20 protein-coding genes and 2 pseudogenes are annotated in these 24,456 nt (G+C 53.3%); 14 read left to right on the forward strand and 8 right to left on the reverse strand.

Going from position 1 to position 24,456, the window contains the following annotated elements; translation table 11 throughout:
• Positions 1–17: 17 nt before the first annotated feature.
• A pseudogene (locus PJU76_RS09895) lies at positions 18–971 on the reverse strand (IS1595 family transposase).
• Positions 972–1,199: 228 nt separating this feature from the next.
• On the opposite strand from PJU76_RS09895, the gene PJU76_RS09900 reads away from it, so the two are divergent.
• From PJU76_RS09900 to PJU76_RS09925, 6 genes are all read left to right on the forward strand, one after another.
• Positions 1,200–3,395, forward strand: a complete 2,196-nt coding sequence (locus PJU76_RS09900; RefSeq protein WP_271779396.1) for a beta strand repeat-containing protein — start codon at positions 1,200–1,202, stop codon at positions 3,393–3,395.
• A gap of 178 nt (positions 3,396–3,573) precedes the next feature.
• Positions 3,574–5,631, forward strand: a complete 2,058-nt coding sequence (locus tag PJU76_RS09905; RefSeq protein ID WP_271779397.1) for a tetratricopeptide repeat-containing sulfotransferase family protein — start codon at positions 3,574–3,576, stop codon at positions 5,629–5,631.
• 22 nt (positions 5,632–5,653) lie between these two features.
• Positions 5,654–7,042 carry a TolC family protein gene (locus PJU76_RS09910; RefSeq protein ID WP_271779398.1) on the forward strand — a complete coding sequence of 463 codons (1,389 nt, stop codon included), beginning with the start codon at positions 5,654–5,656 and terminating at the stop codon, positions 7,040–7,042.
• 25 nt (positions 7,043–7,067) lie between these two features.
• Entirely contained in the window at positions 7,068–9,083 is a 2,016-nt protein-coding gene (locus PJU76_RS09915) for a hypothetical protein (RefSeq protein ID WP_271779399.1), read from the forward strand.
• A gap of 186 nt (positions 9,084–9,269) precedes the next feature.
• A complete protein-coding gene (locus PJU76_RS09920; protein ID WP_271779400.1) occupies positions 9,270–10,712 on the forward strand; it encodes a hypothetical protein in 1,443 nt (480 codons plus the stop codon).
• 15 nt (positions 10,713–10,727) lie between these two features.
• Complete coding sequence (locus tag PJU76_RS09925) at positions 10,728–11,981, forward strand: hypothetical protein (protein ID WP_271779401.1); 1,254 nt, start codon at positions 10,728–10,730, stop codon at positions 11,979–11,981.
• Here the strand turns inward: PJU76_RS09925 and PJU76_RS09930 are convergent.
• A complete protein-coding gene (locus PJU76_RS09930; RefSeq protein WP_271779402.1) occupies positions 11,941–12,207 on the reverse strand; it encodes a tyrosine-type recombinase/integrase in 267 nt (88 codons plus the stop codon). The two genes, PJU76_RS09925 and PJU76_RS09930, sit on opposite strands and share 41 nt — an antisense overlap.
• A gap of 101 nt (positions 12,208–12,308) precedes the next feature.
• Here PJU76_RS09930 and PJU76_RS09935 point away from each other — a divergent pair, with 101 nt between their 5' ends.
• The 7 genes and pseudogenes from PJU76_RS09935 to PJU76_RS13755 all read left to right on the forward strand — a co-directional run.
• Entirely contained in the window at positions 12,309–12,659 is a 351-nt protein-coding gene (locus PJU76_RS09935) for a hypothetical protein (protein WP_271779403.1), read from the forward strand.
• A 75-nt stretch (positions 12,660–12,734) separates the two neighbouring features.
• Positions 12,735–13,028 (forward strand): IS66 family insertion sequence element accessory protein TnpA, encoded by a 294-nt coding sequence (gene tnpA / locus PJU76_RS09940; RefSeq protein ID WP_271779404.1) that lies wholly within the window; start codon positions 12,735–12,737, stop codon positions 13,026–13,028.
• A gap of 52 nt (positions 13,029–13,080) precedes the next feature.
• On the forward strand, positions 13,081–14,049 hold the full coding sequence (locus tag PJU76_RS09945) for an IS110 family RNA-guided transposase (protein ID WP_271779405.1): 969 nt from the start codon (positions 13,081–13,083) through the stop codon (positions 14,047–14,049).
• Between the two features lie 227 nt (positions 14,050–14,276).
• Entirely contained in the window at positions 14,277–14,438 is a 162-nt protein-coding gene (tnpB, locus tag PJU76_RS09950) for an IS66 family insertion sequence element accessory protein TnpB (protein ID WP_271779406.1), read from the forward strand.
• A 5-nt stretch (positions 14,439–14,443) separates the two neighbouring features.
• A complete protein-coding gene (gene tnpB, locus PJU76_RS09955; RefSeq protein ID WP_271779407.1) occupies positions 14,444–14,626 on the forward strand; it encodes an IS66 family insertion sequence element accessory protein TnpB in 183 nt (60 codons plus the stop codon).
• 49 nt (positions 14,627–14,675) lie between these two features.
• Positions 14,676–16,307, forward strand: a complete 1,632-nt coding sequence (tnpC, locus tag PJU76_RS09960) for an IS66 family transposase (RefSeq protein WP_271779408.1) — start codon at positions 14,676–14,678, stop codon at positions 16,305–16,307.
• Positions 16,308–16,388: 81 nt separating this feature from the next.
• A pseudogene (locus PJU76_RS13755) lies at positions 16,389–16,979 on the forward strand (ATP-binding protein); the annotation flags it as partial.
• 84 nt (positions 16,980–17,063) lie between these two features.
• Here the strand turns inward: PJU76_RS13755 and PJU76_RS09975 are convergent.
• From PJU76_RS09975 to PJU76_RS10000, 6 genes are all read right to left on the reverse strand, one after another.
• On the reverse strand, positions 17,064–18,521 hold the full coding sequence (locus PJU76_RS09975; protein ID WP_271779409.1) for a catalase: 1,458 nt from the start codon (positions 18,519–18,521) through the stop codon (positions 17,064–17,066).
• Between the two features lie 169 nt (positions 18,522–18,690).
• Positions 18,691–19,134 carry an SEL1-like repeat protein gene (locus PJU76_RS09980; protein WP_271779410.1) on the reverse strand — a complete coding sequence of 148 codons (444 nt, stop codon included), beginning with the start codon at positions 19,132–19,134 and terminating at the stop codon, positions 18,691–18,693.
• A gap of 24 nt (positions 19,135–19,158) precedes the next feature.
• The gene (locus tag PJU76_RS09985; RefSeq protein WP_271779411.1) at positions 19,159–20,778 is read right to left on the reverse strand and encodes a peptide chain release factor 3; all 1,620 of its coding nucleotides are present in this window, start codon (positions 20,776–20,778) and stop codon (positions 19,159–19,161) included.
• Positions 20,779–20,784: 6 nt separating this feature from the next.
• On the reverse strand, positions 20,785–21,255 hold the full coding sequence (gene rimI, locus PJU76_RS09990; protein WP_271779412.1) for a ribosomal protein S18-alanine N-acetyltransferase: 471 nt from the start codon (positions 21,253–21,255) through the stop codon (positions 20,785–20,787).
• Positions 21,252–21,926 carry a tRNA (adenosine(37)-N6)-threonylcarbamoyltransferase complex dimerization subunit type 1 TsaB gene (tsaB, locus tag PJU76_RS09995; protein WP_215849150.1) on the reverse strand — a complete coding sequence of 225 codons (675 nt, stop codon included), beginning with the start codon at positions 21,924–21,926 and terminating at the stop codon, positions 21,252–21,254. The genes rimI and tsaB overlap by 4 nt, the downstream gene beginning before the upstream one ends.
• On the reverse strand, positions 21,926–23,851 hold the full coding sequence (locus PJU76_RS10000) for an ATP-dependent DNA helicase (RefSeq protein ID WP_271779413.1): 1,926 nt from the start codon (positions 23,849–23,851) through the stop codon (positions 21,926–21,928). Before PJU76_RS10000 ends, tsaB begins: the two co-directional genes overlap by 1 nt.
• 70 nt (positions 23,852–23,921) lie before the next feature.
• Between PJU76_RS10000 and PJU76_RS10005 the strand changes: the two genes are divergently transcribed.
• Positions 23,922–24,281: a hypothetical protein gene (locus PJU76_RS10005; protein ID WP_271779414.1), complete on the forward strand. Its 360-nt coding sequence runs from the start codon at positions 23,922–23,924 to the stop codon at positions 24,279–24,281.
• Positions 24,282–24,456: the final 175 nt, after the last annotated feature.

Raw genomic sequence — 24,456 nt, forward strand, 5'->3', positions numbered from 1 at the left:
CATATCAAATTACCTGATTAGCACGATGATTCCGCTGTGCGGAGCCATCGCTCGGATCGGGGTCCAGTATTGACGGCAGCGCGAAGAAACCGCATGGGCAACGAGGCAAGGTCAAAACGACAGTTGAAATGATACGTGATAGTGGAGAGATAGCGTTGGGCATATTTGCGAAACCGAAAGGCATGGTAGGCACCGGAAAGACTGGTTTTGAGGTTGCCCAGTACCGTGTTGACCCACCAGAACTGGGGCAAATCCCGGGGTTTGCGGCCCCCAGCGACAATCACCGCATGGGCCCGCCCGGCATCGGCGATTCCGTTGAAACGGGGCAGCCCCTCAGTCAGGACCTGACAGTCTGTATCCAGAGTACGGCGCGCTCAGCCTTCTATGGCCGGGCTGTTAAACCCCTGGATGGCGGTCAATCGTGCGTAGACGGGATGCCCCTGCGCATCGACCGAGACGGCCGCGACAAAGGGCACTTTGTTCTCAGAGCCTCGCCCAGGCTTGCCACCGGCGTGCTCTCCGCCCAGATAGGCATCATTGGCTTGCACGGAACCCTGCAGCGTATAGAGCGCTTCGCGTTCCTGCATGGACTGCATGAGCTTGTGATGGATGCGCCAGGCCGTGGGGTAGCTGACGCCGAGTTGACGTTTCAGCGCCAGTGCAGACAGCCCAGTTTTGGCCTGACTGATCAGATAAATGGCCAGAAACCAAGTGGTCAGGGGCAAGCAGGTCCCTTGAAAGAGGGTCCCGGCAATCAACGAAGTCTGGTGACGACAATGGCTGCACTGAAACGTCTTGCGCGAACCACTTTTCAGAATGGAATGACGGGTACTATCGCACTGAGGACAATGGAATCCATCCGGCCAGCGGGCCGATTCCAGGACCGTAGCACACTGCTCCTCCGTGCCAAAACGTTGCAGGAAATCGGGGATAGACAATCCCTTCTGAAACTGCACACGATTCATCGCCATGGGACACCTCACTGTCATAAGAATCAATGCATTATATCAGAACGAGCTGCTGTATGAAAATATAGCTTAAACATCGTGCTAATCAGGTCAAATTAAATATCATGGGTGTGGGTTTCTGAAAGTAAGTTGCTAGAGATATATGAGTAAGAGATATGGATAGGCGATACGCTCCAGTGAGTTTCACATTTTTAATTGCATGATAACAAACAGCGCCAAGGAGGTGTCTTTGTGACGACAGTAAAGCAGTATACCAATGCAGCAACTAGTGCCCTACAGCAAAACCCATCTCTTCTAACTGATCTTGGAGAGTTGGGAGATGCTTTTGATAAGGCTACCCTTATTTATGGTCTTGGGAATTCGTATTATCAGTATTCTCAGGGAAATGACAAAGCAGCATTAACAGATCTTTTCAATACACTGGGTTCTTGGGATGGATTGGCATTTGGTGCCGGGGTTGGAGGAGCTCTTAATCCAGTCGGGGGAGAATTTATTGGTGGTATAGCAGGGAGTCAAATTGGGGGAAGACTGGGAACTTCAATCGGTAATGGTGTAGCTGATTATTTCGGTCTTACCAACAATGGTACAGGAACAGAAAAAATTAATGTTCAGGTGTCATTTCCTGGAAATAGTGCAAATACAGGTGACAGCGTCGAGGGTAATGGTGCGTCAGCAACCGGCGGGAATACGAACACGGCCGACGGCCAACAAAATAGTTCCAGCCTCAATCCAACCGCCAATGGTGGCTACTACGGTTCTAGTAACGGACAGACCTCCTATGGCGGCAGCTATTCCGACACTTACGGGAGCACTGCCAATGGTACCTTCTCTGATAACATTTCCGTAACCACTGCTAGTGGTCAGCAGAACAATAGCAGTAATAGCCTTACTCCTACTGCCGATGGTGGATTTAACGGCTCCAGTAATGGCCAGACCTACTATGGCGGCAGCTACTCCGATAGCTACCAGAGCACTGCAAACGGCGCGTACACCGATAACTCCACCAGCACCACTGTAGGTGGCCAGCAAAGTAACACCAACTACAGCCTAAGCCCTACCGCCAACGGCGGCTATGACGGTTCCAGCACCGGCCAGACTTACAATGGTGGCAGTTATACCGATAGCTTCAGCTCCACCCCCACCGCTAATGGCGGATATGATAGCTCCAGTAACGGTAAGACCTATTATGGTGGCAGCTACTCCGATAGTTACCAGACCACCGCTAACGGCGCCTACACAAGCAACTCCAGCAGCACCACCGTTGATGGTCAGCAGAATAACAGCAGTTACACCGCCAACGGTGACTATAACAGTTCCAGCACCGGACAGACCTATAATGGCGGCAGCTACACAGATAGCTACAACTCTACTCCCACTGCCAATGGCGGCTATAACAGCTCCAGTAATGGCAAGACCTACTACGGCGGCAGTTACTCCGATAATTACCAAGGGACGGCTAACGGCGCCTACACAAGCAACTCCATCAGCACCACGGTTGATGGTCAGCAGAATAGCAGCAGTTACAGCCTGAATTCCACTGCCAACGGCGGATATGATAGCACCAGTAAGGGTAGCACTTACTACGGCGGCAGTTACTCCGATAGTTACCAGACTACCGCTAACGGCGCCTATACGGACAACTCTACCAGCACCACCGTTGACGGTCAGCAAAGCTATAACAGTGACAGCTATTCAACCACCACTAACGGCGGTTATGATAGCACCAGCAAGGGCAGCACTTACTACGGCGGCAGCTATTCAGATAGTTATCAAGGCACAGCAAACGGCGCCTATACGGACAATTACAGCAGCACTAACGCCAACGGACAACAAAGTAGTAGCAGCTACGACTCCACAATCAATGGCGGATATATCAGTTACAGCAGTGGGCAAACCTATTACGGTGGCACCTACTCTGACAGCTATAGCTCTTCCCCTACCGCAAATGGTGGCTATGATAGTTCCGGTAATGGGCAGACATACTATGGTGGAAGCTACTCTGATAGTTATCAAAGCACAGCCAATGGTGCCTATTCGTATAGTTCTAATAGCACCAGCGCTAACGGTTACCAGAGCAACAGTAGTTATGGCTTAACCGTCAACGGTGGCTACTATGACAACTATAACAACCAGACTTACTATGGCGGTAATTATTCAAGTAGTTATCAATATACGGCAGGCGGGAGTTACTCCAGCGGCTACTCATCCACGACTGCTGCTGGCTATAGTTACCTCTACGGAACAGAGGGTGGCAGTTACTACGGAGATGGTGGCAGTTATTACTATGGAAATGGTGGGAGCTACTATTATGGTACTAGTGGTAGCAGTTACTACGGGACGAGTGGTAGCAGTTACTATGGGACGGGAGGCAGTAGTTATACCGGAACAGGTGGAAGCAATTACTACGGAACCAGCTCCAGTTTCTAACATTTAATGCAGGATTTCACCCAACCGAGTATTTTACCTTCCTGTTAGGGTTTGGATAGAAGAAAGCAGTGACCAGGATGGCAATCTACAGTAAGCGCGGCGCTAGGTCAGCGACCGCGCTATTTTTGAATAGGACCCAAATAAAATAATGGATAAGCCCGACAAGAGTGGAGTATTTATGGACCTTGACCGATTAGGCATTGACCAGGACGAACCTCAACCAACAGCAAGCAATGAAACCTCTCTATTTCAAAAAACATGGGGGTTGTTTCGCCAGAACAAATATAGAGAGTGCATAGCAGAATGCTCGCCCCACTTAAAGGCTCAAAAAGAGTGTGCAGGTTTCTGGGCAATTTGCGGTTTGGCCCACCAAAAACAGGGCGAGCATCCAAAAGCAATCGACAATCTCCGCGCAGCCTTGGCTCTTGGTCCAAGTGTGGACTGGGTACATCATGCTTTGGCTATATCGCTTCTCGCAGTGCATGACCAATACGCCGCAATTTCACATTTTCAGATGGCTGTTAGCCTAAAAAAAGATTCGCCAGAATATTTTTTTACATTAGGATCTGCACTCAAATCGGTAGGCAATTATTCTGGCGCAACACTTGCGCTACAACAAGCCCTATCGCTATCGCCTACCGACTTTCGCATCCACTATGAATTAGGCGCAGTTGAACATAACCGCCACAGAATAGAAAAAGCAATCAAACACTATTCGGATGCGCTTAGTTATTCCCCTAATCATATACCATCCCTCATTGGCCAAGGCGCTGTCCTTTGTGAAAGTGGCCGTTTTGAAGAAGGACTAGGATTATTTCAAAGGGCTATAGATCTTGCTCCTCAGAATCCAGACCTTTGGCTACGGCGCGCGTCTGCACTGTTTGCGCGAGGAATTATCAATGATGGCGTGCGGTACGCTCAAAAATCCATCCAGCTGAAACCAGGATTGGTTGATGCGCACGTTCTATTGGGAAAGATGTTTGCTAGCCAGGGGAAAACTGACCAGGCAACCAAATGCTTCGAAAATGCCCTCCGGATGGATCCCGGCAATGCGCACACTATGGTGTCTCAAGCTGTCATGCTAGAACGTGGCGGCGCGACTGACGCTGCTAGGGAGGTGCTCGAATCCGCATTATCGAAAATTCCGAATCACCCACAACTACTTCTACTGCTTGGTCGGATCGCGAAAACCGAAGATGAGCGAAGAGATGCCATTCGGCATATAGAAAGTCGCCTCAATAACGACGAAATACACACACCGCAAGATGGCCGCTCGCAACTCTACTATACGTTAGGCAACCTGCATGATCGCCTTAATGAGCCTGAAGCCGCCTTTTTAGCTCTAGAAAGGGCCAATACTTTTCGCAACAAAATCCGACCATTTTCGCGTGATCGCACATTAATGGAATTCAACGCCATACGCAACACGTTCACCGCAGAACTCATGGAAAATTCTCCTCGTTCATTAGTAGATGGAGAACAAATGATATTCATCCTGGGCATGCCTCGTTCAGGCACAAGCTTGGCTGAGCAAATACTATCCAGCCACCCGGATGTTTATGGCGCTGGCGAGTTGACCACCTTAGACCGGACGGCGCGTTGGTGGCCTGATGGTGACGATCTGCGCCCCCCCTTGCCATACCCCTCTTATTTTCCAGCCATAGACATTTCCGGGTTAACGGAGCTTTCTTACCGCTATCTCAACAGATTGCCGGAAAATGCGAAGGAACATCTACGCGTCACCGACAAAATGCCCTACAACTTTTTGCATATTGGGATGATCGCCCTGCTTTTCCCCCGTGCCAGGATTATCCATTGTGTTAGAGACCCCATAGACACCACATTGTCCTGTTACATGCAGGACTTTCTTGAGGGAAATGCATTTAGCAACAAGCTTGAGGATTGTGGATGGTTTTTTAACCAATATCGGCAGATGATGGTCCACTGGAGGCAGGTACTCCCGAGTTTCCCGATAATTGATCTTTCCTATGAAACACTTGTTGACAATCCTGAGGACACCGTACGTACGCTTCTAAAATTCTGCGGCCTGGATTGGAACTCGGAATGTTTACAGTTTCACAAAGCAAAGCGCGTAGTCAACACAGCAAGTTATCAGCAAGTTAGAGAACCTTTGTATAAACGATCTATCGCACGATGGAAAAGATATGCCCCTTTTATTCAGTCATTGATCGTCGAGTTGGAATTGGCACCATACGCTGACAGTGGCCAATTATAATTCAATGTCAAGCATAAGAAAGGTGTTGCGGAGACTGTTTCTGTCGACCATCGTGGCGCTCGCTGTCTCTGCGCCGCAAGCATTCGCTGCGGAATCAGTGGACATCTCACCAATACCATCCCTAACCTTAGCGCATGCACTTGCTATAGCCACCCTTCATGAGGGCTCAATCGTCAGTGCTACCGCCAATGTACAGCAAGCACAATCGGGGAAACTCGCGGCCATTGGCACATTCCTGCCAAGCCTGAGTCTGAGTAATCAGGCACAATTGTACGGACCTGTTGGTAGAGTAGGAAACACCTTCATTGCGGGCACGCAAGTATCGGCACAGCATAGTTTTTACTATAACGCCATTACTGCCAATCTAAGTGAGAACCTCTTCGACGGCGGTAAGGATCTAGCGGACTTCAAGGCAGCCAAAGAAACGATCAGTTCTGCAAAAAGCAGCCTGATATCTGTGTTTAATACAACTTTCGGTCAGATTATTCAGTCGTATATAGCGCTGGCCAACGATCAACAGACGATCATGGCGCAACGGCATCTAGTTCACATGAAACATCAGATGGCGCAACTGACATATTTACGATACCACCATAGCCTGTCCAGCCGAATCGCATGGTTACAATCAAAGCAGCAGGAATTACAAGCGGAGACGCAGTTGATTTCCGATTTTCAGCAGCAGATCAAGGATGCCAAGACGCTATTACGCTCCATCGGCTATCGCCATCCCCCAGCACTGATCATGCATGTGGAACCCCTTCCACCGCCCCCTGTTGTTACTAAACCGCCAATTAAGGTTGACCTTAATGATCCTGCCATTCAATCAGCTCGGGCGCAGATTCATGTTGCTCAGGAACAGGTTGCAGAGGCAAAAGCCGGTTTTTGGCCTCAATTGTCATTGGTAGCACAGTATAATTGGCTGGGTGTGGACCTCAACAAGGCTTCTGCTGCCATCTTGGATACTAAAGGGAGCAATTATACCTTTGGTCTATCCCTCAGCATCCCCTTGCTGCCCACTGTAACCACGGTAGCTGCGGTACAATCCGCACAGGCACAGGTTCAAAGCCGTTTCGGTGCCTATGACAATGCTTGGGCTAACGTGACCAGCCGACGCTTGGCGAATTGGGCAAACTATGATGAGACGGAACAACAGATGCAATTGGCGCTGCGTACTGAACATGCGGCAAGAGAGGCGTTGGATCTAACGATTGACCGCTGGAAGGCCCATCAATCAAATCGTTTACAGGTCTACCAGGCCAAAAGCACACATGTCCAGTCTGCGCTTGCAGTTGCCCTGACACACAACAATCTGCAACTCGCCCAGTGGGAAGTATTTCGTGCAGAGCATCCGCTCTCTTTTTCTCGTCGACTTTTGTCGGCAGCGCAGAACGAAATATCGCTAAATCAATAACCTTTGACCATGGAGATCGTAGACAATGTTTCTTGCACATTGGAAGACAGTCGTAGGCATGACAGCTATGGCTTTTACGAGCGCGGCACTGGGGGGAACCATTCCTCCACCACTCAACCAGTTGCTGCATACCAGCGAACTGAGAGCCAAGGGTTTTGACGGACAAGGTGTACGTGTTGGCGTCATTTCTAACGGAACAAATAACTACCCCGCACTGAGACAGGCCAACATTCTTCCAGGTAATGTACAGATTTATAGCAGGCCAACCGCACAGGGAGATGAAGGAGACTGGATGATGCAGATCGTCCATAACATCGCTCCTGCTGCACGCTTGGGATTTTGTGCAGGGGGTGCACCGGAAAAAACAAATGCCTGCGCTCACACCCTAATTACCCAATTTCATGCAAATATCATCGTCGACGATATAAACCCCCAGCCAACCTCCTTTTCTCCAACGCTAAAAATGCTCGGATATTCTACCCTCCACAAGGAATTTCCGAATGTACTTTTTTTCACGGGAGCAGGCAATAACAACGGTGGCTATTACGAGAGTAGTTGGGTCCCTACGCCTTTGGCTATCAACAGAAAAACTTATCTTGCCCAAGACTTTGGCCAATCCAGTGGGACAAGCAGCGCCCCCTATGATCGTTTTTTGCTCCCTGCCCATGCCTCCGCATTGGTGATGTTAGGGACCAATGCGCTTCCACCCTTTCATGATCGCTGTAGCTCAACCAATCCCTTTACGCGCCTAGTCCTGCTGAACACAAATAATCGTATATTAGCAAGCGTGTCTAGCAGGTGCCCTGAACTTCATGCGCACTTCCAAAACTCCAGAGATACTCCGCGCGTGCTCCGCATTGCAGTCTTGCTAAATCGGAAACCACAAATAGAGCAGTTCGCTCTCAAGTTAGTGGCCATATTCCAAGGCGAAGGCGTGAGTCCCCTAGATCTTCAGTACCATACTTCTGGAAGCGCTGGCAATTCGGCAACCGCACCAGGTTTGGTAGCCGTAGCCGCTGTAGACCCCGGTAGCGACTATCACAACGAATTTATTGACGAACCCTTTGCCAACCAAGGCCCTCAATACATGGATTATGAGGCAGATCCCAGCTCGGCGACTGGTTGGACACGTCTGTCACAGGAAGAGCGTTTTCAGCAACCGCTCCTGGCAGCACCTGATCGTACAATTGTCGCGTTTCCTGCACAAAATGCGCAGGGTTATGTCATGCGTCCATTCTTGGGAGACTCTGCCGCCGGACCAGCAGCGGCGGGCGTGGCGGCATTGCTCTTGTCAGCCCACGTCCCAACCACCGATATTCTTCGCTATCTTGAGCAGGGCGCTATAAAACAAGGACAGCCCGGATGGTCACCTCGCTTTGGATATGGTGTTGTAAATGCCGATGCTGCGGCAGCGATAGCCGGGATCGTGCCTGCTCCTGCCATACAACAGAAACACAACGGCGACAGGCTTGTTATCTTCCATCCGTCCAGAACATTCGTGCAGGACCATAGATGGATGATAGCCGCGCTGCATGGCAATACAGAAGACCTAAACAACTTGAGAAGAGCGGCTGGAAAGGGGCATGTAAACGCCGAAACTTGGATGGCCTTTTATGAGCACGCCACAGGAAACAATATAGCATCTACTCATTGGGCTTGGTTAGCCTCTCAGGCCGGGCAACCCGTTGCCGAGAGTTTCCTGGGAACGCTTTTCAATCGTGGCTGGGGCGTTTTACTTGATCCGCGTGCGGCACACGCTTGGTGGCTACGTTCCGCACAGGCAGGGGTACCCGATGCCCTCTACAACCTTGGCACCACCACATCTGCCGGGCGAGGGTCCGTTTCTAATCCGGTTATTGGCTATGCATTGATGCAGGCAGCAATGATTCGCGGCTTACGCTTTCCACCTATGATGCAGAACATGGCGAGAGTAAGAGGCCACCTTACCCCACAGGAGTACCAACGCGCAGAACACGTTGCCCAAGGCTTTGCTTCCGATCCAAACTCTATTCCTACTCCATGGTCTGATACAAAGGACTGATAGAACCATGCGCCGAACCACCCATGGCCGATGTTCATTGTGATATCGGCCATGGGTACCTCCTGCCATCTGGAGAGTAATATTGGAAGATTACGCCCAATATTGTAATTTCCCAGTACTTGAGCCTGGTCCAGGAACCGCAGGGGGCAGGGCCGGAAAGTCCGCGACCGGGCGGGGGATGCGGCCATGACACCGGCTAATAACAACCAACCTGGTGGAGGATTAGGCTCCGGCCCTAGTGACGTTATGGACAGGCTACGAAAAATCATTGATCTACCAAATAAGTACCTAGGGCTGATGGGTGTGATATCAATAACGCTATCATTTATAATTACGTGGTCTACTAGCCTCATTGCGTCAAATCACATAGCCTATAATATTATCCCATTTACCATTTTCAGAAACATCTCCGGGACACACTTTGGTATTGTATTGCTCGCAATAGCTCTATTTGCAATAGTATATTCTGGGTGGCTTGGGTACAGCGTAAATACAGTATTGAGCCAACCTGTTATAACGACTGGCTGGATGCAAAATTGCTTGAATGGCACAAGGTCAGTAGTAACTAAGGTTAGAAATAGCAATCTTATCATGCCGGTAGTATGGGCACTTTATCTGCCTATTCTTATTGCATTATGGCTAGTTAAATACATCTGGAACAGCCCCCAATGGGTCCCACTGTACTGGCAAAATAATACTATTTACGCACTCTTCGTAGCGATATGGCTCGCTGGACTAATTATAGGTTCAAGACCTACTTCTAAATTCATAGCAAAAAATTATATCATTCTTGGTTTATTTAGCCTATTTTTAACCGCCATCTACGGTGTAATGACAATAATCGTTTTTTCCAACAATGGACTCCCGTTGTATGTAATTCTTTTACTATTCTGGATTGCGTCCATGTCATTATCCGCAGCCAACGTTGCGCCGGTGATAATTTTCCAGGAAGAAAAGGCCGTCCATGTTAAAATTCCTGCGTCATCATGCGTGATAGCCATATTGACTTTCTGGTTTGCCCAGATAGTTTCTCTCGTTATGATAATTGGTATGCTTCACGACCAGTCATTTGCAGAGGTTAACTCCTTTTGGATGTCTGTGGTCCTAATAAGCGTCATTTTGCTCATCCCGTTATGTGGTATGCTTGTCGGATTAATAGGTGATCGCGATAATTTCGTTGTTGTGACACTATTTTTAATCGTATTGGCGTGCGCTATTCTCATTATATTCGAAGTTCCACAACAATTTTTTCTGACCTTGATTGGCTATCGGAAGCCGCTATCATTCAGCTTGGTAGTAGACGGGGAAAAGGCGATAAAATGCGATAAAAGTCACGACTATGAAATACCGAATGATGGAAAAGTTTATTTTTCTTGTGTAGAAAATAAACCAAAGAAAGTATATTATGGAGTCTATGTAGATAACTATCCAGAGAAACTGATAGAAAAAGGTAGCGGCTACATATATCCGAAGGCTTACTGCGTATATGGCAAAAAGGAATTGAAGACGTCCAGCAGTAAAATCATAAGCCATAACCATACGTTGTATTGTATTGAAAAATGGTTCTCAACTTCATCACCACCAAAGCAAGGTGCCCGTGACCAATGCGTGACACGAGAAACCCGATAAATAAGGGAGTATATTTTGTCAACCACAACCAGTCATAAGATAAAAAATAAAAATACATCTATTTATATTATTGCAAGGTTTATTCATCACATTACCATACCAAGTTCAGTAGCGGTAGCCATGGTATCGATAATGCTTGGACTTGCCACTTCATTTGAGTGGTCATACAAAGTCACCGGAAGTCCAGAATATATGATGATGCTATTTGGGAAGTTAAATCCAGAGGTCATTATCATGTTATTTGCAATTATCACATTGTTTACGATATTTCCAATTTTCATGGGGCTTGCTGCATCGGAATTTGTGAGAACTGATTCATCCACACCCAGTAAAAAGCTACGTAAAACAAAAATCTTTTTCATGTTCGTGATATCATTTCTAATACCACTATCTATATACGCTAGCGGCTATCCAATAAAGGAATGGCCGAGCTATGTTAAATTTTTTAGGTTTTTACACTGGTCTCATTTAGGGCTGTTGCTTGTAGAGTCATTTTTGCTTATACTTTTTGGACTACTCGCAATTACTCTTTATGATAACCCGAAAAGGAGTGTGTGGGCATGGTTGATTGTTCCTGTAGCCGCTTTTTTTGGTGGGATATATGGAATATGGATAATATTTATGGATGTTATTCCTTCATCAATTTCACATACAACAAGTGTTTTTGCCACAATTCTTGGCGTCTTTGTGTTATGTGACACCGTTTTGCTGATGCTGTTTGCTGGAATGAGAAATGGAGATGATTCGTCTGCGGAATTCCTGTCTTTTGTAGGGTTTTCCGTAATAATTTCGATAGCACTTCTTGCTCTAGATACACCTCAAAATGTTATTATGCGCCTTAACAATGGCATCATTCCAGTTTATAGGGGTCTTGATAGAGGGCTAACACGCGCTATATGGAGAGAAGACGGATCAACGAATGGTTATTATCAATGTGCATACCACACTATGTATGCTATCAAGGAGCATAACGAAACTTTGTTTTCGTGCAAGGAAAAGATAATTCATAACAAAAGTAGTGTGATTCCCCAAAACAAGTATTATCATGGAATTGTAATGAATAACGTGACGCATAAAATAATCTATGATGCTATTGCTGATAAGAGATATAAGAAATTATCCTACAACATTAATTGCATAAGGCGTATAGATGGCCAATTCCTATGCGAAAGAGAAGTGGCTGTGCCATTTCTGAGAAATCAATCTACGGATATCAAACCTAAGAAGTCTACATTTCCGGGATCAGGAGATGCGCATAGCGGCTCGTAATGGTGAGATTGCCATGCCCGAGGTAGTCCCGCACCTGCACCATATCCATCCCCATGCCCAGCCAGCGACTGGCGGCGGTATGACGGAGCAAGTGCGGACCCATTTGCGGTTTTTGGATGGCGGCCCGGGAGAGGGCGCGGATCTCGTGGTAGAGGATCACCGACTGCATGGGTGTGCTCTGGTCCGTCATCAACAGATAACCGCTCGTCTGGGTCAGGCCGGCCACGAATCTTGAGCCAAGTGCGCAGGGCGGCTTCATGCTCGGGGGTGAAAACGGACCAGACGTTCTTTGTTGCCCTTACCGTCACTACAAAGCATGGTCAAGTGATGGGTGATATTGAAGAAGCGCGGCAAACCGCCATATCCTATCTGCGGACGTTGTTTGCGGCGGCTATTCCTGCGGACGCACCCCCGCAACATAGCGAAGCAAAGCGGGTTTGGAAAGACGCTCATGAGGAGGTGACCCGTGTACTCAATAAAGCGGGGTCCATCACGGCAGATGATGCGATGGCACTCTTCGGCGGATGCTCTTCCATATTGGTCGTGGTGGATGGGTATCACCCCTATGGTCCTACAGCGCACTTGGCGTTTCTGGTGGGCGCTTATATCGCGCGGTATCAGGAAATCCTCTATACATACGCAAAGCTGCAAAAACATCATGATGCTGGCTATGCGTAAGCGCTTAAGCAACCCACCTTCCCAAATTTTCTGGCCTGACCGATCCTGATCCGCGTTCAGCGAGGAGGGATGGCTATGACGAAGGACGAGAAGACCGCTTATTGGCGGCAACAAGTAGACGGGTTTCAGGCGAGCGGCCTTTCCGCCAAGAATTACTGTGCGCAGGAAGGGATCGCCGTAGCCACCCTTATGTCTTGGAACCAGTCCCTGTGGATTGGTACCCTTCGGCTGATCCCCGGAGCGAGGCGGGCAAAACTGGTTGTCACCCAAGGAATCAATCCTGTAATGCAGATTAATCGCTCGCCTCACCTTTGCCACCCGTTCGGACGGTATCCAAGGCCTGCCCTGGGCAAGAGCCTGCACAGATAAGGTTGAACCGGCATGGTCCGTAGATCGCCGTTATCTTTTCAAGGAGATTGGCATGACTCATCCTACTCTATTCGTTGGCATCGACGTGGCCAAGACCAAATTCGATGTGGCTCTCTTGAACGCTGAGGGCAAGTATCGCAGTAAGGTCTTCCCCAACACACCCGTTGGACATCAGCAGTTCCTGGAGTGGCTGACCAGGCACGACGCCCAGGAAGCCCATCTTTGCATGGAGACCACGGGCGTCTACGGGCGGGACTTGGCACGCTTTCTGGCGCAACAGCAGATCCTCATCAGCGTGGTCAACCCGGCCCAGATCCATGCCTTCGGCAAGACAGAACTGACCCGGGCCAAGACGGACAAGGCCGATGCCCGGCTCATTGCCCGGTATTGCCGGATGCACCGTCCTGCGCCCTGGGTGCCGCCGGCTGAGGAGATCGTCACCCTCCAGGCCCTGGTCCAACGTCTGGAGGACCTCCTGGCACTGCAAACGATGGAGAACAGCCGACTGGAAGCGGCCGAGGGGCCAGCGCGGAAGTCTGTGGAGGCCGTCCTGGAATTTGTTCATCAGCAGATCGAGATGGTACGCCTGCAGATCGAGATCCATATCGATAAACACCCCGATCTCAAAAACCAACAGGAGTTGCTGTCCAGTATCCCTGGTATTGGGGACAACACGGCCGCCACCTTGCTGGCCTTTCTCAGCCCCTTGGAGCGGTTCCACTCTGCCAAACAGGTGGTTGCCTATGCCGGCCTCAATCCCCGCATTCGCCAGTCGGGTCAATGGGCAGGAAAGACCCCCATCGCCAAGGCGGGGAATGCTTTGTTGCGCAAATCCCTCTACCTGCCGGCAGTGGTCGCCAAGCGACACAACCCCATCATCGCATCCTTTTGCGACCGGCTATTGGCCCGAGGCAAACGCCCCATGCAAGTGGTGGTCGCGGCCATGCGCAAGCTCCTGCATCTGGCTTTTGGCGTCCTCAAGTCGGGGAAACCGTTTAACCCCAAATTGGGAGTTGCATAACGCCGTCCAAGACGGTATCTGCATTACTGGCGCAAGCGATTTGCCGATGCGGTAGAACCGCGGCCGATGGTCCATGGGACCGAAGGGTTTTTGCCGGTCACTCTGGCACCGGTCCGGCCGTCTGTTTCGCCCGTGGAGATTCATCTGTTGTCGGGCCGCAGCCTGAAGTTGACTGCGCCGATGGATGCAGGCTGGTTGCACACCTTGGTGCGCGTCCTCGAAAGCCCATGTGGTTGAGTCCGGGCAGTCGTATCTGGCTGGCGGCAGCGCCCGTGGATATGCGCCTGGGTTTTGATGGTCTGGCGGCCAAGGTGCAGGGGGTACTGGCAGCGGATTCCTTTTGCGGCCACGCCTTCGTCTTCCGCAATCGCCGCGGTGTGACCGTCTGAAGCTCTTGCTCTGGGACGGTCTGGGTTTCTGGCTCATCTACCGCCGTCTGGATCAGGGGCGACTGCACTGGCCTAGAGCCGATACCGGCGCCGTGGAACTCTCCACAGCACAGTGGGCGATGTTGGTGGAGGGGCGGCCGTGGACCCCGTTGCCGGCCCTGGAAAAATGCCTGCCTACCTTGCTATAAGTGACGGAAATTGCTTGTATAAATCCCCATTTTTGGGTACTATTCTTCCATGAATCCAAGGACTTCCATCCCCATTCCTACAGAGCCAGAAGCGCTGCGCGATCTGGTGCTGAGCCTGCTGCAGAAGCAACAGGAAAAGGAAGCGGAATGGGCAGAACGCGCCCGGTATATCGCCCAACAGGAACAGGCTATCGCCCTGCGCGATGAAACCATCGCCCGCCTGGAAAGCACCATCGCCAAACTGCAGCGCTGGCGATTCGGTCGCCGTTCGGAAAAACTCTCTCCCGACCAGATCAGCCTCTGGGAAGAAGCGTTGGATACCGAAATCGCCGCGATGGAAAGTATCCTCGAAACCGTTCTGGAAGACAGTGCGGCGGTGACGGCTTCCCGCCCAGGAACCGAAGCACCCGTAGCGCCTGCACGCCCGTCCCGCCGCCACCCCGGCCGCATGCAGCTGCCCGACACTTTGCCCCGAGTGGAAGTGCATCACGATCCTCTGACCTGTACCTGCGGGCAGTGCGGCGGCCTCCTGGAAACCGTCGGGGAAGAGACTAGCGAAAAACTGGATTATATCCCTGGACGCTTCCAGGTGATTCGTCATATCCGCCCCAAATTGGCCTGCCGCCCCTGCGGTACCATCGAAAGTCCGGCATTACCGGCACAGGTGATCGACAAGGGCTTACCCACAGCGCGCCTGGTGGCCCACGTGATGACGGCGAAACATGTGGATCACCTGCCTTTATATCGGCAGGAAACCCAGTACTTGCGGGCGGGTGTCCCGATCTCCCGCGCCACCCTCTGCAGCTGGCTGGGCCAGGGCGAATACTGGATCAGCCTGCTCGCCGAAGCCTGCAAAATGGCCTTGCTGGAGGGCACTATCCTGCACGCCGACGAAACCCCCTTACCGGTGCTCCATCCCGGTAGCGGCAAGACGAACAAGGCCTACCTCTGGGTGTATCGCAGTCAGGCGGACGCCCCACATCCCATCGTGGTCTTTGATTATGCCCCAGACCGTAAGGGGATCCACGCGCAACACTTCCTGGGCGACTGGAAAGGGATACTCCAGACCGATGACTATGGGGGCTATGATGCCCTCTACCGCAAGGAACAAGTTATCGAAGCCGGATGCTGGGCGCATGTGCGGCGTCACTTCTATGACGTGGAACAGCGGGGTCCGAGTCCGGTGGCGCAGAAGGCATTGGCCTGGATCGCCAGACTCTATGGCATCGAGGCCGACATCAAAGCCTCCCCGCCGGATCAGAAAGCCGAAGCCCGCCAGCAGCGAGCTGGCCCGCTGCTGGAATCCTTCCGCGCCTGGCTCAGCGAAACCCAGATGCAAGTGGCGCCTAAAAGTGGCATCGCCAAAGCCATCGGTTACGCCCTCAAACGCTGGAAGGCACTCACCCTCTACCTGGAAGAAGGTCAACTCAGCATCGACAATAACCCGGTGGAACGGGCGCTGCGGGGCGTGGCCATTGGACGCAAGAATTTTTTATTTGTTGGAAATGATGCCGGTGGCGAGCGTGCCGCGTCCTTCTACAGCATTATCGAAACCTGCAAACTCAACGGTATCGAGCCCTTCGCTTACCTCTGCGATGTGCTCGAAAAGCTCCCCACATGGCCCAATAAAAAACTCCACGAACTCCTGCCGTGGAACTGGAAAAAAACCGCATTACCCTGATTGGCGCCAACCCGCAAGGGTGGGTTCGCTGAACGCTTACGGCTATGCGGCCAGTCTGTTTCAGCGTAAGAAGCGTACGAGTTCCCCCGTGCGGTGCTGGAGGTACTGCGGGAGCCGCTGGAATCCGGAGAAATCCACATCGCCAGGGCGGCGCGGCGGGCCACTTTCCCGGCCCGTTTTCAGTTGGTCGCGGCGATGAATCCCTGTCCCTGCGGCCATCTCGGTGATCCGCAGCAGATGTGCCGCTGTACTCCGGCGCAGGTCAGCCAATACCGCAGCCGGCTCTCCGGCCCGCTGCTGGACCGCATCGACCTCCAGATGGAAGTGCCCGCCCTGCCGGTGAGCGCCTTACAAGAAGCGGCACCGGGCGAAAGTTCCGCCTACTGGCGCGAACGCATAGCTCAGGCCGTTGATCGCCAGTGGCAACGCCAGCAGGTGCGCAACGCACAACTTCAGGGCGAACGGCTGGCGCAGTTTTGCGCCCTGGATGCGGTGGGCACCCGCCTGCTCAGCCGCGCCACCGAGACCCTGCACCTCTCCGCACGCGCTTACCATCGGGTGCTGCGCGTCGCCCGCAGCATCGCGGATCTGAAAGGGAGTGATCCGATCAGTACCCAGCATCTGGCGGAAGCCATCCAGTATCGGCGCCTGGCGCAGACGCTGGCGCAGTAACTCAGCCGAAAGAACCATGGCTGGTCATTACACCAGCGGCCCGATGGGAAGAAACCCCATCGGTCTCACCGACATGATGCAGGTCTATGATTCCACTTCGCCAAGATCGATACCCAACCCATCCGCCACACCCTTTCCGTAGGCAGGATCCGCCTTCATAAAGTGGCCAATCTGACGGATCTGAATAAACCTGGGCACCTCACGCATGGCACCGACAATATTTCCGATCAATTGCGCTTTCTGATCGGCGTTCATCAAGCGAAATAAGTCACCTGCCTGCTGGTAGTCCTCATTGCCTTGGCGATGATCATAACGATCGGCATCCCCGGATATCTTCAGAGGCGGTGCACGATATCCAGGAGCCTGTACGGGTCCAGAGAAGCTATTCGGCTCATAATTTACCGCTCCTCCGGAGTTGCCGTCGAAACGCATATGGCCATCGCGATGGTACGTATGCACGGGACAATGAGGCTGGTTCACCGGCAGGCTCGCATAATTAATGCCGATACGGTACCGATGCGTATCCGCATAGGATAACAGGCGTGCCTGCAAGACCTTATCCGGCGATACGCCCAAACCCGGCGGCAAATTACCTGGTTCAAAAGCCGCCTGTTCCACCTCGGCAAAAAAGTTTTCCGGGTTTCGATTCAAGGTAAGAATGCCTACTTCTTGGGGCGGATAATCCTTATGCGGCCAGACTTTGGTCAAGTCAAATGGATGAATCCCATAAGTCTCCGCATCTTTTTCCGGCATGATCTGTATCTGCACTTGCCAGCGCGGGAATTCACCACGGGCAATGGCTGCATGGAGATCACGGCGATGAAAATCGGGGTCCTCTCCGGCAATGCGCGCCGCATCTTCTGCCCGTAATGTTTTAATCTCCTGCATGGTTTTGAGATGCCATTTTACCCAGTAGCGCTCACCCTGATCATTCCAGACGCTGAAGGTATGGCTACCATATCCGTTCATATTCCGGTAAGAGGCAGGAATTCCGCGATCAGAGAACAAAATAGTGACCTGATGCAAGGATTCTGGAGATAGACTCCACCAGTCCCATTGCATGGTATTGTCGCGCAGGCCAGTATCTGGACGACGCTTTTGGCTATGAATGAAATCCTGAAATTTAAGCGGATCCCTGATAAAAAAAACCGGCGTGTTATTGCCGACAAGATCCCAATTGCCTTCTTCCGTGTAAAATTTGATGGCGAAACCGCGCGGATCACGCACGGTGTCCGCATAGCCTTGCTCTCCGGCCACGTGGGAGAAACGCAAAAATAAGTCACAACGATTACCGATGGCAGAAAATAGGTGGGCGCGGGTAAAACGGGAAATATCGCTGGTCACTTCAAACTGCCCATAGGCACCTGCGCCCTTGGCATGCACCACGCGCTCCGGCACCCGCTCGCGATTAAAATGCGCCATACGTTCAAACAGTTGATAATCTTCCATTAAGAGCGGGCCACGCGGTCCGGCGGAGAGACTGTTCTCATTGTCAGCAACTGGAACCCCGGCGGACGTAGTCATTATAGGACATTTGCTCACGTTACACCTCCTCCAAAATTGTGAATGCGCTCCGAACGCTCCGACCCGATCTCCTGGGGAAGCGCCCGTCTGTTTCTAGACATTATTTGGACCAATGTCAAACATATAGCGTGCCACTGATTTGGATAATTCTTATATTTTGAGTGGCATCAACGGCTGCGGACCCGCCCTAGTCCCTATGGATACCCGTGTGCTGCCCAACTGCTGAACTTGCCGAAGAGGGCGGCGCCGTCTTTATACGGGCTATGGCCGCCATCCGGGAAAAATACACTGCGGCACGTTGCGTATTTTTGGCGACACCCAGGCCCTTTTCATAAACCAGACCCAGGTCAAAATCCGCCCGGGCGCATCCGAGGCGAGCCGCCTGACGGTACCAGTGCAAAGTTTGCGGCCAGCCTTTGACGACGGTATGTTCCTGGCGGGTGATCAGGGGCGAATAGAGGGTGCCGAGGTAGAAGGCGGCCTTGGCATCCCGCGCTGATGCTGCCCGCTGCAACCGCGCCAGCGCAGCTGGGTCCTGCTCGGCCCGATTGCGCAGGGATTCCAGATCCTGCGCCAGCACCGCGAGGGGCCACAGGCCGCCAATCAGCATAAATATCACGCATCGAAGCATGACTTCTTCCTCCTTCGCTTTGGATCAGCTTCCCGCATGCTCCCGAGTAGCGTGGAACACCACCTGTGGCCAGCGCTCCATAGTAAGATCAAGATTAACGCGGGAAGGCGCCAGATAGGCGAGACGATTTCCCGCATCTTCGGCGAGCTGTTCTCCATGCTTGCGGGTAAATTCGGCGAGTATTTTGGGATCATCACACTGAATCCAGCGCGCCGCCTGCACCGCCGCCGGATCAAAAATCGCGTCGACGGCATATTCGGTTTTCAGCCGTTCCGCTACCACATCAAATTGCAGTACGCCCACCGCACCCAAGATCATATCCCCGCCTTGCAGTGGTTTGAAGACCTGGGTAGCGCCCTCCTCCGCCAGTTGTTGCAACCCCTTTTGCAGTTGCTTGACCTTGAGGGGGTTACGCAGACGCACCCGTCGGAACAGCTCCGGCGCAAAGTAGGGAATTCCGGTGAACTGCAAGGCCTCACCCTGACTGAAACTATCGCCGATCTGAATGCTGCCATGATTATGCAGGCCGATGATATCGCCAGCGAAGGCCTCTTCCACCAGTTCCCGCTCCTGGGCGAGAAAAGTGATGGGATTATGCACCTGAATATCCCGACCCAGGCGCAAATGTTTGATCTTCATGCCCCGCTGAAAGTGCCCGGAACAGATCCGGAGAAAGGCCACCCGATCACGGTGCTGGGGATCCATATTGGCCTGAATCTTGAACACAAAACCGCTGAAAGCCTCTTCTTCAGGCCGCACCGTCCGCCCCGTGGTGGGACGGGGGCGAGGTGAAGGCGCCCAGTCGATAAGGGCCCCCAGCAATTCCCGCACCCCGAAGTTATTGATGGCCGAACCAAAAAACACCGGCGTTTGCTGCCCTTCCAGAAAACCCTCCAGAGAAAAAGGATGGGAGGCACCACGCAGCAATTCTACCTGTTCCCGCAATTCGGACATCTCTTCGGGAAAGCGCCGGTCCAGCTCCGGGTTATTGATCCCGGCAATCCGCTCCACCGTCTGCTCCCGGTTTTCCCCACCAGCGGCGAAAACCAACACCTCATCGCGTAACAGGTGATACACCCCGCGAAAACGCTTACCCATGCCGATGGGCCAGGTTACCGGCGCACACTGAATACCCAGCACCGACTCCACTTCATCCAGTAATTCGGTGGGATCGCGGCTTTCGCGATCGAATTTGTTCATGAAGGTGATGATAGGGGTATCGCGCAAACGGCAGACCTCCAGCAGTTTGATGGTCTGTGCCTCAACGCCATTGCCCCCGTCGATCACCATCAATGCCGAATCCACCGCTGTCAGTACCCGGTAAGTATCTTCGGAGAAGTCCTGATGACCCGGCGTGTCCAGCAAGTTGATGACATGCTCGGCATATTCAAACTGCATCACCGAACTGGCGACAGAAATGCCGCGACTCTTTTCAATGGCCATCCAGTCGCTGGTGGCGTGACGATTGCTTTTGCGCGCTTTGACCGTCCCTGCCAACTGAATCGCGCCCCCGAAGAGCAGGAGTTTTTCGGTAAGCGTCGTCTTACCGGCATCAGGATGGGAGATGATGGCAAAGGTGCGGCGACGCTGAATTGCGTCAACAAACGCGTCAGCCGGGGCCGCGGCAACAGGGGATAACGACATAAAAGATTAACCTTCCTTGAGTTGATTTACGGACGGCAGGAGCGACAAGGACAAGACCAGCGCATCTTCCCGACCCTCTTCATTGCGATAATAATTCAAACGCACCCCGATTTCATGGAAACCCTGGGAACGATACAGATCCTGCGCACCGGTATTGGACACCCGCACTTCGAGAAAGGCCCTTTGCGCACCCAGTTGGCTGGCCCGGCAGAGAAGATGTTGCAGCATGTGTCGCCCGAAACCGCGTCGGCGCAAGGTAGGCGCCACACCGAGGTTAAGGATATGCGCCTCGGCCGCACCCGTGGACAAGACCCCAAAGGCCACCAACACACCGGCGTCATCCTCCATAATCCAGGCATCATAGCCCGCCTGCATGCAATCGCGGAAAATGTTCCGCGTCCAAGGTCCCGGCGAAATATGCGACTCCAGTGCCGCCACTGCATCCAGATCACCGGCCTGCATGGCGCGCAGATTCATTTTTGTTGCTCCTCCGGCAGAGAAGGACGGATATAGTGCGGCTCCAGCGATATTGGGGAAATGCCGCAATCTCCTGCCTGGTAGCGCACCTGGGCAAGGCGCAATACGGCCTCGGCCCGCGGCAAACTGTCACCACTCCAACCGAGTATGCCAGCGCCCTGCCAGCAGGCATGATAGGCTTGCCAGCCAGTGCCCAACCCCCACCACTGACCAGCAGCAGGCCAATCCACGGCATCGGGTACACAGACTTTTTCCGTACCTTGCAACTGCGGGATCCCCTGCGCATCCTGACAGAACACCCCGGCGTAAACTTCACCCCTGCGCGCATCAAGCGCCGCCAGCATCTGTGGCTGCGGCACCGTCGCAGCCAGTGCCTGCAAACTGGAGACGGGGTAGACAGGCAACCCTCGGGCCATGGCCAACGCCTGCGTGGTGCTGACACCGATGCGCACCCCGGTGAAGCCACCCGGACCTACGCCGCAAGCGATGGCCTCTATATCGGCGAGGGTGATGCCAGCACGATCCAGCACCCGTTTAATCATGGGCAACAACAACTGACTGTGACCATTAGCCGCCACGACAAACTCTTCCTGCACCCCATCTGCCGTACTGACGGCCACCGAGCAGGCCTCGGTAGCTGTATCCATGGCCAGGAAACGGCGCGCGTCCATCAGGCTTTTCCCCGCCAGAAGGCCTGGACTGCATCGAGATCGGAAACACGCTGCATGGGCGGCAGACTATCGAGAAATATCCGTCCGTAGCCCTTCGTGCGCAAGCGTGGATCACAGAGCATGAGCACTCCGCGATCCGCCTCGGAGCGAATCAGCCGCCCAACCCCCTGGCGCAGGGCAATGACCGCCTGCGGAATCTGCAATTCCCGGAAAGGCTCGCCGCCCGCTGCCTGACACTGCTCCGTGCGGGCCCGCAGAATCGGGTCCGCAGGATTTGCGAAAGGCAACTTGTCGATAATGACACAGGAGAGCGCCTCACCCTGCACATCCACTCCCTCCCAGAAACTCGCGGCACCCAACAGTACTGCATTACCCAAACTGCGAAAATGGTCCAGAAGGCGGGGCCGGGGCATGCTCCCCTGCACCAGGATGGGAAAGGACAACCTCTGGGGCAAGGCCGCCGCCGCTTCTTGTAAGGCGCGGTGACTGGTAAAGAGAAAAAAAGTCCGTCCCCCGCTGGCTTCAATGATCGGGACCGCCGCTTCCAGACAGGCGTGGGTGTACGTGGGATGATTAGGCTCCGGCATCGCCGGTGGCATATACAGCAAGGACTGCCGGGCGTAATCAAAAGGGGATGCGGCGGTAAAGGTGCTTGCACCCGTCAAGCCCAGGGCCCGCTCAGTGCTGGCGAAACTGCCACCGACCCGCAAAGTCGCGCTGGTCAGAATCACGCTTTCTACCGGCTCCAGCAAATGCCTCTGCAAGGAGGCTGAGACATCCAGCGGGGTGGCATGGAGCTGCACCGTACGTGTCTTCTTTTCCTGCCAGAACACCATGTTCGGGGTATTGTGCGCCGTAAAAAAGTCGACCGTCGCCAGCAAAGCTGCGCCGCGTGCCGCACATTGCTCCAAGCCCTTGCCACGTGTTGCAGCCGCAGTCAGGGCCTGGTTCAGCTCCGCCACGGCCTGACGCAAACGGGCGAAGGCAACACTTTGCATTTTATCCGTTTGCAAAGTCCAAGACCCGCGCTCCTCACCGGGACCCAATGCGGTTCGCCACGCGGTAGTGAGGGTTTCCACCTGTGCCGCCGCCGCCAGCAAGCATTCATCATCCCCCGCTTCGGTCAGAGTCTCGGCACGGCTGTCCCGGGCCCAGTCCCAGAGCTGATGACTGCCCAGTTGCTGGCCGAAATAACGGCCGGCCAGCTCCAGCACTTGATGTGCCTCATCCAGCACCATCGCTTCGACCCGCGGCAATAAGTCCCCCATGCCGTTCGCCTTCAATGCCAGATCGGAGAAGAGCAGGTGATGATTCACCACCAAAATATCCGCCTCCTGCGCCTGCCGTCGCGCCTCTATGACGTGACAGCGCCCATACTCTGGGCAATCGCTGCCGAGGCAGTTGTCCCGAGTCGAGGTCACCAAGGGCCAGACCGGCGAATCCTCGGGTACCGAAGTCAGTTCGCCAACGTCCCCTTCCCGGGTCTGTCCAGCCCAGTCCGCCACCCGCGCCAAAGGCGCAGCAAGAGCGAGCGCCACGCCCTCGGCACTGAAGCGTTGCAAACGATGCCGACAGAGATAATTAGCCCGCCCTTTGAGGCGGCTGACCCGCAGCGGCTTTCCGGTAGCCCGCAGCAGCAACGGAAAATCCTTTTCCAGAATTTGATCCTGCAAGGCCTTGCTACCCGTAGAAACCAGTACTTTGCGCCCGGAAAGCATGGCCGGCAGGAGATAAGCGAAAGTTTTGCCCGTCCCTGTCCCCGCCTCGATCAAGGCGACACCGCCGTCGCGCAACGTATGGGCCACCTGCGCGGCCATGGCCTGTTGCTGCTCCCGTGCCCGGAACTGCGGCAGCACCTGGGCCAACGCCCCCCCTTGCCCCAACAGCACGGACCAGTCCTCTCCCTCCCCGATCACTCCCGACACCCCATTTCTGCTCCCGTTTTATCATCGGTCCTGCTATTTTTACACAATTTCCTGGTAAAGAGGGCATTACATGTATAAGCGGCGCGCACGCATCCTATTCTGGCATCCGACTGATCCGGCAAAGGCCCGCTATGCCGCCGCGTTGGCGGAAGCCTTGGGTGCGGACTGGCTGGAAGCGAGGGCGGATGAAACCGACCATGCCTGGCCTGATCTCCTGATCGCCCTCGATTGCCACACTGCGCCAGGCATCCCTCGCGCGGCGCATACCCAATGCAAATACTGGTCCCTGCCCCAGGATGGCTGGGAGGACACGGTACACGCGCGCATCCTCGGCGTCCTCGGCGGCTTGCGTCTACTCGCTCGCATGGACCAGAGTCCGGCGCCCGGCCAGACGGCAACGCCCTTTGACAAGGCGCCCAAGCTGAACTAACTCTCCAAAAGTGGATCACATTTGTATGCGCAGAGGACTTCATGGTTGCGCAGAGTCAGGCATCTGATCGTTACGAGTGGAAGACACCGGATGATATGGAGCAGAACACCTAAGCACTCATGTGCATCGCGACCAACCGTGTTTGCGCACATTGTAAGACCCTGTGGGCTAAAAC

This window comes from Acidithiobacillus ferriphilus, assembly GCF_028215975.1.
GTDB lineage: Bacteria > Pseudomonadota > Gammaproteobacteria > Acidithiobacillales > Acidithiobacillaceae > Acidithiobacillus > Acidithiobacillus ferriphilus.